General features: G+C 72.7%; 13 protein-coding genes. 12 read left to right on the top strand and 1 reads right to left on the bottom strand.

Translation table 11 applies throughout. The features are described 5' to 3' along the window. Positions 1 to 36 precede the first annotated feature (36 nt). From FGI33_RS05380 to FGI33_RS05370, 3 genes are all read left to right on the top strand, one after another. Positions 37 to 903, top strand: coding sequence for an isoprenyl transferase (locus tag FGI33_RS05380; RefSeq protein ID WP_119434902.1), 867 nt, complete (start codon positions 37 to 39; stop codon positions 901 to 903). Between the two features lie 10 nt (positions 904 to 913). Then, the gene (locus tag FGI33_RS05375) at positions 914 to 2,029 is read left to right on the top strand and encodes a Gfo/Idh/MocA family protein (RefSeq protein WP_119434903.1); all 1,116 of its coding nucleotides are present in this window, start codon (positions 914 to 916) and stop codon (positions 2,027 to 2,029) included. A gap of 111 nt (positions 2,030 to 2,140) precedes the next feature. Then, complete coding sequence (locus FGI33_RS05370; RefSeq protein WP_119434904.1) at positions 2,141 to 3,526, top strand: glycine--tRNA ligase; 1,386 nt, start codon at positions 2,141 to 2,143, stop codon at positions 3,524 to 3,526. Between the two features lie 52 nt (positions 3,527 to 3,578). Here FGI33_RS05370 and FGI33_RS05365 read toward each other — a convergent pair whose 3' ends face one another. Continuing rightward, positions 3,579 to 4,115 carry an aminoacyl-tRNA deacylase gene (locus FGI33_RS05365; RefSeq protein WP_119434905.1) on the bottom strand — a complete coding sequence of 179 codons (537 nt, stop codon included), beginning with the start codon at positions 4,113 to 4,115 and terminating at the stop codon, positions 3,579 to 3,581. 51 nt (positions 4,116 to 4,166) lie between these two features. Between FGI33_RS05365 and FGI33_RS05360 the strand changes: the two genes are divergently transcribed. The 9 genes from FGI33_RS05360 to FGI33_RS05320 all read left to right on the top strand — a co-directional run bounded on the left by FGI33_RS05360 (position 4,167) and on the right by FGI33_RS05320 (position 15,446). Then, a complete protein-coding gene (locus FGI33_RS05360) occupies positions 4,167 to 4,892 on the top strand; it encodes a DsbA family oxidoreductase (RefSeq protein WP_119456802.1) in 726 nt (241 codons plus the stop codon). After that, positions 4,889 to 5,101 (top strand): hypothetical protein, encoded by a 213-nt coding sequence (locus FGI33_RS05355; RefSeq protein WP_204586220.1) that lies wholly within the window; start codon positions 4,889 to 4,891, stop codon positions 5,099 to 5,101. The genes FGI33_RS05360 and FGI33_RS05355 overlap by 4 nt, the downstream gene beginning before the upstream one ends. A 92-nt stretch (positions 5,102 to 5,193) precedes the next feature. Continuing rightward, on the top strand, positions 5,194 to 6,420 hold the full coding sequence (dusB, locus tag FGI33_RS05350) for a tRNA dihydrouridine synthase DusB (protein WP_119435088.1): 1,227 nt from the start codon (positions 5,194 to 5,196) through the stop codon (positions 6,418 to 6,420). Continuing rightward, on the top strand, positions 6,410 to 7,684 hold the full coding sequence (locus tag FGI33_RS05345; RefSeq protein ID WP_119435089.1) for a deoxyguanosinetriphosphate triphosphohydrolase: 1,275 nt from the start codon (positions 6,410 to 6,412) through the stop codon (positions 7,682 to 7,684). Before dusB ends, FGI33_RS05345 begins: the two co-directional genes overlap by 11 nt. A 61-nt stretch (positions 7,685 to 7,745) precedes the next feature. Continuing rightward, positions 7,746 to 9,638, top strand: a complete 1,893-nt coding sequence (gene dnaG / locus FGI33_RS05340) for a DNA primase (RefSeq protein ID WP_194674023.1) — start codon at positions 7,746 to 7,748, stop codon at positions 9,636 to 9,638. 200 nt (positions 9,639 to 9,838) lie between these two features. Next, positions 9,839 to 11,494, top strand: coding sequence for an ABC transporter substrate-binding protein (locus FGI33_RS05335; protein WP_119434747.1), 1,656 nt, complete (start codon positions 9,839 to 9,841; stop codon positions 11,492 to 11,494). Positions 11,495 to 11,666: 172 nt separating this feature from the next. Continuing rightward, positions 11,667 to 12,761: an ABC transporter permease gene (locus tag FGI33_RS05330; protein ID WP_119434748.1), complete on the top strand. Its 1,095-nt coding sequence runs from the start codon at positions 11,667 to 11,669 to the stop codon at positions 12,759 to 12,761. A 1-nt stretch (position 12,762) separates the two neighbouring features. After that, a complete protein-coding gene (locus FGI33_RS05325) occupies positions 12,763 to 13,737 on the top strand; it encodes an ABC transporter permease (protein WP_119402445.1) in 975 nt (324 codons plus the stop codon). Next, positions 13,734 to 15,446 (top strand): dipeptide ABC transporter ATP-binding protein, encoded by a 1,713-nt coding sequence (locus FGI33_RS05320; RefSeq protein ID WP_237582354.1) that lies wholly within the window; start codon positions 13,734 to 13,736, stop codon positions 15,444 to 15,446. Before FGI33_RS05325 ends, FGI33_RS05320 begins: the two co-directional genes overlap by 4 nt. The last annotated feature ends 108 nt before the right edge of the window (positions 15,447 to 15,554 follow it).

Below are 15,554 nucleotides of genomic sequence, written 5' to 3'. Positions count from 1 at the left end.
CCCCGCCGACCGCCCCCGAGCACAGGAGACGACCCCATGAGCCGACGCCCCGAGGTCCCCGGCCGCACCGACCTCCCGCTCGACTGGACCGGCGAGCGGCCGCCCGCGATCCCCGCCGACCTCGTGCCGAAGCACATCGCGGTCGTCATGGACGGCAACGGCCGCTGGGCGAACCAGCGCGGCCTCCCGCGCACGGCCGGCCACCAGGCGGGCGAGGAGGCGTGGTTCGACACCGTCGCGGGCGCCGTCCAGCTGGGCGCGACGCACCTCTCCGTCTACGCCTTCTCGACCGAGAACTGGAAGCGCTCGCCCGCCGAGGTGCGCTTCCTCATGGGCTTCAACCGCGACGTGATCCACCGCCGCCGCGACCAGCTGGACGCCTGGAACGTCCGCATCCGCTGGGCCGGCCGCCGCCCGCGCCTCTGGCGCAGCGTCATCGACGACCTGCAGGTCGCCGAGGAGATGACCAAGCACAACACCGGGATGACGCTCACGATGTGCATCAACTACGGCGGCCGCACCGAGATCGGCGACGCCGTGCGCCGCATCGCCGAGGACGTGGACGCCGGCCGGCTCAAGGCGTCGCGCGTCGACGAGCGCACGATCCAGCGCTACCTGTACCTGCCGGACGTGCCCGACGTCGACCTCTTCATCCGCAGCTCGGGCGAGCAGCGCACGAGCAACTTCCTGCTCTGGCAGTCGGCGTACGCGGAGATGGTGTTCCTCGACCGGCTGTGGCCCGACTTCCGGCGGAAGGACCTCTGGGACGCCGTCGAGAGCTACGTGCACCGCGACCGGCGGTTCGGCGGCGCGGTCGACGCGCACGCGGGCGACGCCGACCAGGGGTCCGCGGAGGATCCGGACGCCGAGGCCGAGGGCGACCGGGAGCCGGCCGCTCAGTAGCATCGGGGACGTGAGCACACCCGAGAACGCGCCCCGTACCTCCGCCGCACCCGCACCCGCGTCCGTGGAGGGCGCCGATGCCCCGATCCGCGTCGGCATCGTTGGCTACGGCCTCGCCGGCCGGGTCTTCCACGCGCCGTTCCTCGCGGCGAGCCCCGACTACCGCATCGCGCTGGTGTCGACCTCCGACGCGGACCGCGCCGCGCAGGTCCGCGAGCGCCACCCCGGCGCCGACGTCGTGGCGTCCGCGGACGAGCTGTTCGCGCGCTCCGCCGAGCTCGACATGGTCGTGATCGCGTCGCCCGCCTCCGCGCACCTCCGCCAGGGGCTGCAGGCGCTCGACGCGCACCTGGCCGTCGTGATGGACAAGCCGTTCGTCGCGACCGTGGACGAGGCGCTCATGCTCATCGAGCGCGCCGAGGCCCTCGGCGTCCCGTTCTCCGTCTTCCAGAACCGGCGCCTCGACGGCGACTTCCTCACCGTGAAGGCGCTCATCGCGTCAGGCCGCCTCGGGGAGGTCCACCGCTTCGAGTCGACATTCGAGCGCTGGGGCGGGCCCGTCCGCGACCGCTGGCAGGACCGCGAGACGCCGGCCGACGCGGCGGGCATCTCCTACGACCTCGGCAGCCACCTGATCGACCAGGCGCTCGAGCTCTTCGGCCCCGTCGCCGACTTCGCGGCCGAGCTCGCCACCGTGCGCGACGGATCCGCGAGCGACGACGACGCCTTCTACTCGCTGCTGCACGAGTCGGGCGTGCAGTCGCACATCACCGTCAGCCGCGTCGCCGCGCTGGCGGGACCCCGCTTCCGCGTGCTCGGCACCGCGGGCGCGTACGCCGTCCACGGGCTCGACCCGCAGGAGCCGCTGCTGAAGGAGGGCGCGGCGCCGACCGACCCCGGCTTCGGCGAGGCGCCCGAGTCGGAGTGGGGCACGCTCGTCGAGGCGGCCGGGGATCCCGCGGGGGAGCGCGTCCCCACCGAGCGCGGGCGCTACGCCGAGTTCTATCGCGCCATGGCCGACGCCGTCCGCGGCCGCGGGCCCGTCCCGGTCGAGCCGCGCGACTCGCTGGAGACCGTCCGCATCGTCGAGCTCGCGCACCGGCGGACCGCGGGCGACGAGGACTGAGCGCGACGCGCCCGTAGACTGGGGGCCGCCTTTCCCGGCGACGCCGGCATCCCGCCGGCCCGTCGCCGTCCGCCGACCGGGCACCCAGTCCGGCCCCACCTAGGAGCAAACGTGGCAACCCCCTCGCGTCTCGATCCCGTCATCAACCTCGCCAAGCGGCGCGGGTTCGTCTTCCAGGCGGGTGAGATCTACGGCGGCTCGCGCTCCGCGTGGGACTACGGGCCGCTCGGCGTGGCGCTGAAGGAGAACATCAAGCGCCAGTGGTGGCAGACCATGGTCAACGGCCGCGACGACGTCGTCGGCCTCGACTCCTCGGTCATCCTGCCCCGCCGGGTGTGGGAGGCCTCCGGCCACGTCGAGGTCTTCAGCGACCCGCTGGTCGAGTCGCTGCACACGCACAAGCGCTACCGCGCCGACCACCTGCTCGAGGCCTACGAGGCGAAGCACGGCCACCCGCCGGTCAACGGCCTCGCCGACGTCAACGACCCCGACACCGGCCAGCCCGGATCCTGGACCGAGCCGCAGAACTTCTCCGGCCTGCTCAAGACGTTCCTCGGCCCGGTCGACAACCAGGAGGGCCTGCACTACCTCCGCCCCGAGACCGCGCAGGGCATCTTCGTCAACTTCGCCAACGTGCTGAGCGCCGCACGCCAGAAGCCGCCGTTCGGCATCGGCCAGATCGGCAAGAGCTTCCGGAACGAGATCACGCCGCAGAACTGGATCTTCCGCACGCGCGAGTTCGAGCAGATGGAGATGGAGTTCTTCGTCGAGCCCGGCACCGACGCCGAGTGGCACCAGTACTGGATCGACGCCCGCTACGCCTGGTACACCGACCTCGGCATCGACCCCGAGAACCTCCGCCTGTTCGAGCACCCGCAGGAGAAGCTCTCGCACTACTCGACCCGCACGGTCGACATCGAGTACCGCTTCGGCTTCGCCGGCGGCGCGTGGGGCGAGCTCGAGGGCATCGCGAACCGGACCGACTACGACCTGCGCACGCACTCGGAGGCGTCCGGCCAGGACCTCTCGTACTTCGACCAGACGAAGAACGAGCGGTGGATCCCGTACGTCATCGAGCCCGCGGCCGGCCTGACCCGCTCGATGATGGCCTTCCTCGTCGACGCGTACCACGAGGACGAGGCGCCGAACGCGAAGGGCGGCGTCGACAAGCGCACGGTCCTCCGCCTCGACCGTCGCCTCGCGCCCGTCAAGGTCGCCGTGCTGCCGCTGTCGCGCAACGAGCGGCTGTCGCCCGTCGCGCGGGAGCTCGCCGCGGAGCTGCGCAAGGTCTGGAACATCGAGTTCGACGACGCCGGCGCCATCGGCCGCCGCTACCGCCGCCAGGACGAGATCGGCACGCCGTTCTGCGTGACGATCGACTTCGACACGCTCGACGACCAGGCCGTCACGGTGCGCGAGCGCGACACCATGGCGCAGGAGCGCATCCCGCTCGACGAGCTCATGGGCTACCTGGCCGGGCAGCTCATCGGCGCCTGACCCGCCGATCCCCGAACGGCCGATCCGCCGTCCCCGGCCCGCCTCACGCGGGTCAGGGGCGGCGGATCGTCAGCTCGTCGGTGATGTCGCCGACGGTCGCGCCGAGCGCGTCCACGAGCGCGTCCGCGTCCACGAGGGCCGAGACGCCGTGCTCGCCGCCGCCCATCCCGATGCGCCGGCCGGCGACGCGCTCGTCCGCGTAGACGGGCAGGTCGCCGTGGGCGCCGAGCGGCGTGATGGTGCCGCGCTCGTACCCGGTCGCCGCGAGCGCCACCTCGGGCGCGGGCATCGAGAGCTTGTTGACGCCCACGAGCGCGCGCAGCTTCGCCCAGCTGATCTGCCGGTCGCCCGGCACGAGCGCGATGAGCAGGGCGCCGTCGTGGCGCTTCACCACGAGCGACTTCACGAGGTGCGACGGCGCGATGCCGAGGCCGCGGGCGGCCTCGTCGAGGGATCCGGCGTCCGGGCGGTCGACCACCTCGACGTCGATCCCGAGGCGGGCGGCGTGCGCGAGCACGCGGTCGCGTCCGCGGGGAGCGGCGTCGGCGTCGGATGCGGGAGGGACGGGGGAGGGGGTGCTGTCGGCCATGCTCGGGCAACACCGCGGGAATGCCCCGCCTTCCCGACGCGTTGCCCAGCCGTGACCGACTCCTCCGCCCCCGCCCTGCCCGCCATCCGCGTCGACGTCTGGTCGGACATCGCCTGCCCGTGGTGCTACGTCGGCAAGCGGCGCTTCGAGGCCGGCGCGCGCGCCTTCGCCGAGCGGACGCCGGGTGCGCCGGAGATCGCGATCACCTACCGCTCCTTCGAGCTCGCACCGGACACCCCGGTCGACTTCCAGGGCACCGAGGTCGACTTCCTCGCGGGCCACAAGGGCATCCCGGCCGACCGCGTCGCGACCATGCTCGACGACATGACCCGGCTCGCCGCCGCCGAGGGCCTCGCCTACGACTACGACGCGCTCCAGCACACGAACACCGTCCTCGCCCACGAGCTGCTGCACCTGGCGCGCGTGCGCGGCGTGCAGCTCGAGATGGTGGAGCGGCTGCTGAAGGCGTACTTCACCGAGGGGCGCCACGTGGGCCGCGTGCCGGACCTCGTCGAGCTCGCGGTCGAGGTCGGCCTCGACGCCGACGAGGCGCGCGAGGCCCTCGAGACGCACCGGCACCTGGACGACGTCCGCGCCGACCAGGCGCAGGCCATGGCGTACGGGATCCAGGGCGTGCCCTTCTTCGTGATCGACGAGCGCTTCGGCATCTCCGGCGCGCAGGACCCGACCGTCTTCGCGTCCGCGCTCGGCGAGGCGCTGGCCGCGCGCGACGGCGACACCGTCCGCGTCGTCGCGGGCGAGGAGGCGGCGCGATGAGCGCGGCGCCCGCCACCGGCACGCTGCCCGTCGTCGCGTCACCGTCCCCGTTCACGATGCTCGGCGCATCCGACGCCGCCGCCTGCGAGGGCGACGCGTGCCTCGTTCCCGGCGCCGCGACGGCCGACCCGGCGACCGCGGACGACGCGTCCCCGGCCGCCGACCTCGCGCGCGTCCGCGACGCGATCGACGCCGGTCGGGCCATCTGACCGTCCCTCCCCAGGCGCCCGCCGCCTGGTCCCCGCGGGGATCGCGCCCCGCGTCCGCCGCCCGCCGTCCCGTCTGGGAGAATCGAGCCGTCATGTCCTCTCCGACCCTCGCCCCCGTCCCCTCCGCGGCCGACGCGCCCGGCGCCCCGGCGCCCGCCGCCGAGCCCGCCCTCCGCATCGGCGGCATCCCGCTCGACGTCCCCGTGGTGCTCGCCCCCATGGCGGGCATCACCAACACCGCGTTCCGGCGCCTGTGCCGCGAGTTCGGCGCCGGCCTCTACGTCAGCGAGATGATCACGAGCCGCGCCCTCGTCGAGCGCACGCCCGAGTCCATGCGGCTCATCACGCACCACCCGTCGGAGAAGGTGCGCTCCATCCAGCTCTACGGGGTGGATCCGAAGACCGTGCGCGAGGCCGTCACCATGCTCGTCGCGGAGGACCGGGCCGACCACATCGACCTCAACTTCGGCTGCCCCGTGGCCAAGGTCACGCGCAAGGGCGGGGGAGCCGCTCTGCCGTGGAAGCTCGGCCTCTTCACCGACATCGTCGAGGGCGCCGTGAAGGCGGCGGGCGACATCCCGCTCACCGTGAAGATGCGCAAGGGCATCGACGCCGACCACCTCACCTACCTCGAGGCCGGGCGCGCCGCCGAGGCCGCCGGCGTCGCGTCCATCGCGCTGCACGCGCGCACGGCTGCGGACTACTACAGCGGCCACGCCGACTGGTCGGCCATCGCGAAGCTGAAGCAGACCGTGACGAGCGTTCCGGTGCTCGGCAACGGCGACATCTGGGCCGCGGAGGACGCGATCCGGATGATGGACGAGACGGGCGCAGACGGCGTGGTCGTCGGCCGCGGCTGCCTCGGCCGCCCCTGGCTGTTCGGCGACCTCGCGGCCGCGTTCCACGCGCGCGCCGCCGGGCTCGACCCCGCGGACACGCCCCGCGCGCACCCGTCGCAGGGCCAGGTCGCCGACACGTTCCGCCGCCACGTCGAGCTCCTCGCCGAGTTCTTCGAGAGCGAGGAGCGCGGCTGCCGGGACGCGCGCAAGCACGTGGCCTGGTACTTCAAGGGGTACCCCGTCGGCGGCGACCTGCGGGCGGCGCTCGCCTCGGCGTCCTCGCTGGAGGAGATCGACGGCCTGCTCGCCACCCTCGACCGCGACCAGCCCTACCCGGGCGCGGGCGCCGAGGGCGCGCGCGGCCGTCAGGGCAGCATGAAGCGCACGGCGCTGCCGGACCGCTGGCTCGAGAGCCGGGACATCGACGCGCAGGATGCGATGGACATCGCGGACGGGGAGATCCACAACAGTGGCGGCTGAGGGCACGACGACGGGGTCCACGTACAGCGAGACCGACGCGGAGCGCTGGTATCCGGAGCAGCACTCGTCGAGGCGCAGCGACTTCGCGCGCGACCGCGCCCGGCTCCTGCACTCCAGCGCGCTGCGCCGCCTGGCCGCCAAGACGCAGGTGCTGAGCCCGATGGCCGGGCTCGACTTCGCGCGCAACCGCCTCACGCACTCCCTCGAGGTGGCGCAGGTGGGCCGCGAGCTCGCCTCGAGCCTCGACCTGGATCCCGACGTGGTCGACACCGCGTGCCTCGCGCACGACATCGGCCACCCGCCCTTCGGCCACAACGGCGAGCGGGCGCTCAACGACTGGGCGTCCGACATCGGCGGCTTCGAGGGCAACGCGCAGACCCTGCGGCTGCTCACGCGGCTGGAGCCCAAGGTCATCGGGCCGGAGGGCCGCCCGTACGGGCTCAACCTCACGCGCGCCAGCCTCGACGCGAGCTGCAAGTACCCGTGGCCGAGCTCGCAGTCGGTGCCCGACCCGTCCGGCCGCGGCAAGTTCGGCTTCTACGACGACGACGTGGCCGCGTTCGAGTGGCTGCGCGAGGGCGCGCCCGCGGGCCGGCGCTGCATCGAGGCGGAGGTCATGGACCTCAGCGACGACATCGCCTACTCCGTCCACGACTTCGAGGACGCCATCGTCGGCGGCTACGTCGACGTGCGCACGCTCGGCGCCCGGGTCGACCACGAGGAGCTCGTCGACTCGATGGTCGCGTGGATCGGCGGCGCGCACTCGCACGAGGAGCTCATCCAGGCGTTCGACCGGCTCGACTCCCTCGACGTCTGGGTGGACGAGTACGACGGCGGCCGCGGCGCGCAGGCCGCGCTCAAGGACCTCACGAGCCAGCTCATCGGCCGGTTCGCGGGCGCCGCCACGCAGCTCACGCGGGCCACGCACACCGACCGCAGCCTCATCCGCTTCGGCGCGCACGTCGTGGTGCCCCGCGCCATCCAGGCGGAGATCGCGGTGCTCAAGGGCATCGTCGCGGCGTTCGTCATGTCGAAGAACACGCGCCAGCCCATCTACGCGCGGCAGCGCGAGGTGCTCGCGGGCCTCGCGGACGCGCTGCACGCGCGCGGCGCCGACGAGCTCGACCCGGGCTTCGCGGGCGACTGGCGCGAGGCAGAGGACGACGGCGCCCGCAAGCGCGTGATCGTCGACCAGGTCGCCAGCCTCACCGACCAGTCGGCCATCGCCTGGTACGAGCGCCTGTGCGCGCGTCCGGTCTTCTGACGCCCGCGTCGGGCGGTCGCTGGCCCCGGATCGCGCCGGGGGCCGGACGTAGGATAAGCCAATGGCCCTGATCCGCAAGAGCGACATCGACGAGGTCCGCTCCCGGGTCAACCTGGGCGACGTCGTGGGGGAGTACGTCACCCTCAAGTCCGCCGGCGTCGGTTCCCTGAAGGGCCTCTGCCCCTTCCACGACGAGCGCACCCCGAGCTTCCATGTTCGGCCGCAGGTCGGCTTCTACCACTGCTTCGGCTGCGGCGAGGGCGGGGACGTCTACACGTTCCTGCAGCGCATGGACCACGTGACGTTCGCCGAGGCCGTCGAGCGCATGGCGCAGCGGATCGGCTACCAGCTCCACTACGAGGACGGCCAGGCCGCCACCGACCAGGGCAACCGCTCCCGGCTCCTCGGCGCGAACGAGGCGGCCGCGGAGTTCTTCGTCGAGCAGCTCGGGTCCGAGGAGGCGGAGATCGGCCGCACCTTCCTCGGGGAGCGCGGCTTCGACCAGGGCGCGGCGCAGCGGTTCGGCGTCGGCTTCGCCCCGCAGAGCTGGGACGCGCTGTCCTCGCACCTGAAGGCCAAGGGGTACACGGAGGCCGAGCTCGTGACCGCCGGTCTCCTCAGCCAGGGCGACCGCGGCGCCTACGACCGGTTCCGCGGCCGGCTGGTGTGGCCCATCCGCGACCTCACGGGCGCCACCGTCGGCTTCGGCGCGCGCCGCCTGCGCGAGGACGACAAGGGCCCGAAGTACCTCAACACCCCCGAGACGCCCGTCTACCACAAGAGCTCCGTGCTCTACGGGCTCGACCTCGCCAAGCGCGACGTGAGCCGCGGCCGCCAGGTCGTCGTGGTCGAGGGCTACACCGACGTCATGGCGTGCCACCTCGCGGGCGTGACCACCGCGGTCGCCACGTGCGGCACCTCGTTCGGCGTCGACCACATCAAGGTGCTCCGTCGCGTGCTCGGCGACGACAGCGGCCTCGGCGAGGTCGTCTTCACGTTCGACCCCGACGCCGCCGGGCAGAAGGCCGCCATGCGCGCGTTCTCCGAGGAGCGCCGGTTCGCCGCGCAGACCTACGTCGCGGTCGGGCCCGAGGGACTGGATCCCTGCGACCTCCGCCTGACGCGCGGCGACGACGCCGTGCGCCGCATGATCCAGGGCAAGAAGCCCATGTTCGAGTTCGCGATCAAGCAGATCCTCGCCGACCACGACCTCGACACCGTCGAGGGCCGGGTCGCCGCGCTCCGGGCCGCCGCGCCCGTGGTCGCCGACATCCGCGACCCGTCGCTCCGCCCCGGCTACGCGCGCGAGCTCGCCGGCTGGCTCGGCATGGACCTCACCGAGGTGGGCCGCGCCGTCCAGACCGCGGGCCGCAGCATGCCCGCCGACGGCGCCGACCGCTCGGGCGGAGCGCCGCAGGGCCGCCACGCGCAGGGCGGGCACGGCCCGGACGACGACGGCGCCGGCGACGCGTCCCGATCCATGTCGCTCATGGACCTCCCGACCGACCTCGCGACCCGCCTCGAGCGCGACGCCCTCATGGCGATGCTGCAGCACCCCGAGCTCGTCGGGAACGACCTCGTCATGCGCGCCGCGCAGGTCACCTTCGTCAACGAGAGCCTCGCGGTCGTCCGCGACGGCGTCATCGGCAGCATGGACGCCCTCGGCGGCGCGGACTGGCTGTCGCGCGTCGCCCTCGAGGTGCCGGAGTCGTTCGCGACGCTCGTGAAGCAGCTGGGCGTCGCGCCGCTGCCGAACCGCGGCGACGCGGACAAGCTCGCCGTCTACGTGAAGGGCGTCACGGCGGAGCTCGTCGGGCGCGACCTCCTGCGCCGCAAGGCCGACCTCATCGGGCGGCTGCAGCGCACCGACGCGACCCACGAGCGCGAGCGGTACCAGGAGATCCAGCGCGAGCTCATGCAGGTCGAGGCCGAGCGCCGGGCGCTCCGCGAGTAGGCGCGATCCGTCCGCGTCGACCGCGCCCCGCGACGGATCCCGTCGCGCGGGCCATGTTTCATTCGTGTGAAGAAGCGTCCCCGCGCCTCCCCGGGGTCCGGGCTGCTGTTTCCCGTGTGTTAGAAATCATGCACAGCACAGCGTCCGTGTCTTCCCGATGCGCGGGCGCGAATCCCCTTCATGAAAGAGGCACTCGGAACATGACGTCCGCATTCACGAGGCGCTCACGCGTCCTGCTCGCCACGGCCGGGTTCTCCGCCGCGGCCCTCGTCCTCGCCGGCTGCTCCGGCGGATCCGGCGACCCGCTCGCCGAGGACGGCGCGACAGGCGGCGGCTCCATCGTCGTCGGCACGACCGACAAGGTCCTCTCGCTCGACCCGGCCGGCTCCTACGACAACGGCTCGTTCGCGGTGCAGAACCAGGTCTACCCGTTCCTGTTCAACAGCCCCTACGGCAGCCCGGACGTCGAGCCCGACCTCGCCGTCTCCGGCGAGTACACCTCGCCGAACGAGTTCACGGTCGAGCTGAAGCCCGACCTGAAGTTCGCGAACGGCCACGCGCTCACCGCGAGCGACGTCAAGTTCACGTTCGACCGCATCGCGACCATCGCGGCCAACGGCGCCGACAACGGCAACGGCCCGTCGTCGCTCCTCGCGAACGTCGAGTCCGTCGCGGCGCCCGACGACACCACCGTCGTCTTCACGCTGAAGACCGCGAACGACCAGACCTTCGAGCAGGTGCTCTCCAGCCCCGCCGGCCCCATCGTCGACGAGGAGGTCTTCCCGGCCGACGCGCTGGCCGACCCGGCCGACATCGTCTCGGCGAACGCCTTCGCGGGCCAGTACGTCATCACCGACTTCCAGCTCAACCAGCTCGTCGCCTACGCGCCGAACGCCGACTACCAGGGCGTCCTGCCGAAGGCCGAGAACGGCGGCGTGACCGCGCGCTACTACGCGGACGAGACCACCATGAAGCTCGCCGTGCAGAACGGCGAGATCGACGTCGCGGGCCGCTCGCTCGGCGCGACCGACATCGCCGACCTCAAGAAGGACGACTCCGTCCAGGTCATCGACGGCCCCGGCGGCGAGATCCGCTACATCACGTTCAACCTGAACACGCAGCCCTTCGGCAAGAGCACGGGCGAGGCCGACGAGGCCAAGGCCCTCGCGGTGCGCCAGGCGGCCGCCGACCTCATCGACCGCGAGGAGCTGTCGACCCAGGTCTACAACGGCACCTACACGCCGCTCTACTCCTACGTGGCCGACGGCCTCTCCGGCGCCAACGAGGCGCTCAAGGGCCTGTACGGCGACGGCGACGGCGGACCCGACGCGGACAAGGCCGCGAAGGCCCTATCCGACGCGGGCGTGCAGACGCCGGTCGCGCTGCAGCTCCAGTTCAACCCGGACCACTACGGCGCCGGCTCGGACGACGAGTACTCGCTCATCAAGCAGCAGCTCGAGGCGACCGGCCTGTTCCAGGTCAACCTGCAGTCCACGATCTGGGACCAGTACAGCAAGGCCCGCGTCAACGACGAGTACCCGGCGTACCAGCTCGGCTGGTTCCCCGACTACTCGGACGCGGACAACTACCTCACGCCGTTCTTCTCCCCGCAGTCCTTCGTGAAGAACCACTACGACAACCCCACCGTGACGGACCTCATCACGCAGCAGCTGTCGGAGGCGGACGCCACGAAGCGCGCCGAGATCATCGGCCAGATCCAGGACGACGTCGCCGCCGACCTGCCGACCCTGCCCCTGCTCCAGGGCTCGCAGGTCGCGGTGGCCGGCAAGGACGTGAAGGGCGTGACGCTCGACGCCTCCTTCAAGTTCCGCTACGCGCCGATCACCAAGGGCTAGCCGGCCCGACGGAGGGCGTCTCCTAGACTGACGACCTCCACGGATGGGGCGTCCCGCTGCGGCGGGACGCCCCATCCCTCTGCCACCGGCGGTGGTCCGCCACCCGCGGCGGCACGCCGACCCGATCGACCCGACGCACCACCCGCACGACGACCCGAAAGGCCCATCCGCCGTGACCGTCATCCCGGACGCCGCCCCCGCGTCCGCGCCCCCCGGGGCGCAGCAGCCCAAGGCCCGGAAGCAGGGGATCGGGCTCGGCCAGTACATCCTCATCCGCGCCGTGCTCATCATCCCGACCGTGTTCATCCTCGTGACGCTGGTCTTCTTCCTCATGCGCATCGTGGGCGACCCGATCTCCGCCGCCGTGGGCGACCGCCTCACGCCGGAGCAGCTGCAGGAGCGCCTCGCGACCGCCGGGTTCGACCGGCCGATCATCGTCCAGTACCTCGAGTACCTCGGCCAGATCGCCACCGGCAACTTCGGCCGCTCGCTCACCGACAACCGGCTCATCAGCGAGGTGCTGCTGCAGTACGGCTCGGCCACGCTCGAGCTCGTCGTCTACTCGCTCCTCGTCGCGTTCCTCATCGGCATCCCGCTCGGCCTCGTCGCCGCCTACTTCAAGGACCGCACGCCCGACGCCGTGCTGCGGATCCTCGCGATCCTCGCCTACGCCACGCCCGTCTTCTTCGCGGGCCTGCTGCTGAAGCTCGTCTTCTCCGTCTGGCTCGGGATCCTGCCGCTGTCCGGCCGCGCGGACACCCGCGTGGAGGTCGCTCTCGGCCGGCTCGAGAACCCGACCGGCATCTACCTGATCGACGCGATCCGCCTCGGCAGCCCCACCGCCGTGAGCGACGTGCTCGAGCACGCGGTGCTGCCGGCGCTCGCGCTGGGGCTCCTGACCGCGGGCATCTTCCTGCGGCTCGTGCGCACCAACGTCATCTCCACGCTCGGCACCGAGTACGTGGACGCGGCCCGCTCGCGCGGCGTCGGCGAGTTCCGCCTCACCACCCGGCACGCGCTGAAGCCCGCCCTCATCCCGATCATCACGGTCGTCGGCCTGCAGATCGCCGTGATGCTCGGCGGCGCGGTGCTCACGGAGACCACGTTCGAGTGGCGGGGCCTCGGCTTCCAGCTCGCGCAGTACCTGGCGGCGCGCGACTTCGTGGCCGTGCAGGGCATCGTGGCGCTGCTGGCCGTGATCGTGGCCGTGACCAACTTCATCGTCGACGTCGTCGCGGCGCTCATCGACCCGCGAGTGAGGTACTGACATGACCGACACCACCACCGCGCCCGCGCCCGTCCCGGCGCGCCGCACCCTGTTCCAGCGCCTCCCGCTCGTCTCGCACGTGCGCCAGAGCGTGGGCCTCCAGCGCGGCATGCTCGTCGCCGGCATGGTCATCACGGGGGTCTTCATCGTGCTCGCGGCATTCGCGCCGCTCATCGCCCCGTTCGGCTTCGCGCAGGGCCGCGACGACAGCGGGTCCTTCCCGCGCACGTCGGCGCCCGACGGCACCCACATCTGGGGCACCACGGTGGGCGGCTACGACGTGTTCTCGCGCGTCGTCTGGGGCACGCAGACCGCGCTGTCCGTCGTCGTGATCGCCGTGATCCTGTCGCTGTTCCTCGGCGTGCTGCTCGGGGTGGTCTCCGGCTACCTGGGCGGCTGGCTCGACCGGATCCTCGTGGTCATCGCCGACGCCATCTACCCGTTCCCGACGCTGCTGCTCGCCATCGTGGTGAGCATCGTGCTGAACGGCGGGCAGTCGAGCCTGTGGGGCGGCATCCTGTCGGCGGCCGTGAGCATCACGGTCGTCTACATCCCGCAGTACTTCCGGGTCATCCGCGCGGAGGTCGTGCGGCTGAAGGCGGAGGCGTTCGTCGAGAGCGCCAAGGTCATCGGCACGTCGACGCCGCGGATCATGTTCGTGCACGTGCTGCGGAACTCCACCCGCACGCTGCCGCTGATCCTCACGCTCAACGCCTCCGAGGCGATCCTCACGCTCGCGGGCCTCGGCTTCCTCGGCTTCGGCATCTCGCCGACGTCGGCCGCCGAATGGGGCTACGACCTCAACCGCGCGCTCGCGGACACCGCGAGCGGCGTCTGGTGGACGGGCGTCTTCCCCGGCGTCGCCATCGTGCTGCTCGTCCTCGGGCTCACGCTCGTGGGCGAGAGCGTGAACGACATCTCCGACCCCAAGCTGCGCGCCCGCAAGCGCGCCTCGACGAAGAAGGTGGCCGCATGAGCGACGTCGTCTCGATCCGCGACCTCGGCGTCACCTTCGCGACCGACGGCGGCGACGTCCGCGCGGTCGACGGGGTGTCCCTGACGGTGGCGCCCGGCGAGATCCTCGCCATCGTGGGGGAGTCGGGGTCGGGCAAGTCCGTCACCGCCCGCACGATCCTCGGCCTCCTGCCCGACACCGCCGTCACCGACGGCGCGGTCCTGCTGAGCGACCGGACGGGCCAGGGCGCGGTCGACGTGCTGTCGATCTCCGCCGACGAGCTGCGCCGCGCGCGCGGCCGCGACGTCGCGATGGTGTTCCAGGAGCCGTCCACGGCGCTCAACCCCGTGCACACGGTCGGCTGGCAGATCGTCGAGGGCCTCCGCGCCCACGGCCGCGTCTCGAAGAAGGAGGGCCGCGCGAAGGCGATCGACATCCTCCGCCGCGTGGGCATCCCCGACCCCGAGACGCGCGTCGACCACTATCCGCACCAGTTCTCGGGCGGGCAGAAGCAGCGCGTCGTCATCGCCATGGCGCTCGTGCTGGATCCCGGGCTCATCGTCGCCGACGAGCCCACCACCGCGCTCGACGTGACCGTGCAGGCCGAGATCCTCGACCTGCTGCGCCGCTGCCGCGACGAGTTCGGCGCCGCCGTGATCCTCATCACGCACAACATGGGCGTCGTGGCCGACCTCGCCGACCGCGTGGCCGTCATGTACCGCTCGCGGCTCGTGGAGCAGGCCGACGTGGCCACGCTCTTCGCCTCCCCGAAGGAGGAGTACACGCGGAACCTGCTGGCGTCCGTGCCGAAGCTCGGCGAGGGCGTCGCCGCGACCGTGGAGCGCGCCGCGGTGCGCTCCCGGGCCCGCGCGGCGTCGGACGCCGAGGCGGCGCCCGTCGTCGTGGCGCGCGGCCTGGAGATCGAGTACCCCGGTCGCCTCGGGTCGCCCGCCTTCCGCGCCGTCAAGGGCGTGGACCTGCGCATCGAGGCCGGCGAGGTCCTCGGGCTCGTGGGGGAGTCGGGCTCCGGCAAGACCACCATCGGCCGCGCCATCGCGGGGCTCACGAACGTCACCGGCGGATCCCTCCAGGTCCTCGGCACCGAGATGCTCGGCGTGCGCGAGCGCGACTTCCGGAAGCAGCGCGCCGACATCGGGTTCGTGTTCCAGGACCCGGCGACGAGCTTCAACCCGCGCCTCACGATCGCCGAGTGCGTGGCCGAGCCGCTCATCGTCCACGGCCGCGCGAAGACCCCGCAGGCGGCGCGCGGGCGCGTCGACGAGCTGCTCGAGGCCGTCCAGCTGCCGAAGGCGTTCGGCGACCGCTACCCGCACGAGCTCTCGGGCGGCCAGCGCCAGCGCGCCAGCCTCGCCCGCGGGCTCGCGCTCGAGCCGTCGCTGCTCGTGGCCGACGAGCCCACGAGCGCGCTCGACGTGTCGGTGCAGGCACGCGTGCTGGAGCTCTTCGCGGAGCTGCAGCGCGAGCTCGGGTTCGCGGCGCTGTTCATCAGCCACGACCTGGCCGTCGTCGACCTGCTCGCCGACCGCATCGCCGTCCTGTACCGCGGCGAGCTCGTGGAGGAGGGGACGGGCGCGGAGGTGCTCGGGAACCCGCAGCACCCCTACACGCAGCGCCTGCTGGCGTCGCTGCCGGTGCCGGATCCGCGCGAGCAGGCCGAGCGCCGCGCGCGCCTGCACGCGCTCCGGGCCGCCGAGCGGCCGGCTGGCTAGCCCGCTCCGAGCGGGGCCCGACCGACCCCGGGCATGATGGGTCGGAACCCGCATCCGTCGTGCGGCCGGCAGCTCCGGCCGCACGACCACGCCGAGGACGGAGCAGCG

The sequence above is a fragment of the Clavibacter phaseoli genome, assembly GCF_021922925.1.
In the GTDB taxonomy this organism is placed as follows: domain Bacteria; phylum Actinomycetota; class Actinomycetes; order Actinomycetales; family Microbacteriaceae; genus Clavibacter; species Clavibacter phaseoli.
This window is presented reverse-complemented; position numbering and strand designations above follow the sequence as displayed.

What these genes read in the sequence shown, in the direction of transcription:
- FGI33_RS05320 (WP_237582354.1), top strand. Translation starts at nt 13,734, where the DNA reads ATGAGCGACGTCGTCTCGATCCGCGACCTCGGCGTCACCTTCGCGACC.
- dnaG (WP_194674023.1), top strand. Translation starts at nt 7,746, where the DNA reads ATGGCCCTGATCCGCAAGAGCGACATCGACGAGGTCCGCTCCCGGGTC.
- FGI33_RS05335 (WP_119434747.1), top strand. Translation starts at nt 9,839, where the DNA reads ATGACGTCCGCATTCACGAGGCGCTCACGCGTCCTGCTCGCCACGGCC.
- FGI33_RS05380 (WP_119434902.1), top strand. Translation starts at nt 37, where the DNA reads ATGAGCCGACGCCCCGAGGTCCCCGGCCGCACCGACCTCCCGCTCGAC.
- FGI33_RS05355 (WP_204586220.1), top strand. Translation starts at nt 4,889, where the DNA reads ATGAGCGCGGCGCCCGCCACCGGCACGCTGCCCGTCGTCGCGTCACCG.
- dusB (WP_119435088.1), top strand. Translation starts at nt 5,194, where the DNA reads ATGTCCTCTCCGACCCTCGCCCCCGTCCCCTCCGCGGCCGACGCGCCC.
- FGI33_RS05365 (WP_119434905.1), bottom strand. Translation starts at nt 4,115, where the DNA reads ATGGCCGACAGCACCCCCTCCCCCGTCCCTCCCGCATCCGACGCCGAC.
- FGI33_RS05325 (WP_119402445.1), top strand. Translation starts at nt 12,763, where the DNA reads ATGACCGACACCACCACCGCGCCCGCGCCCGTCCCGGCGCGCCGCACC.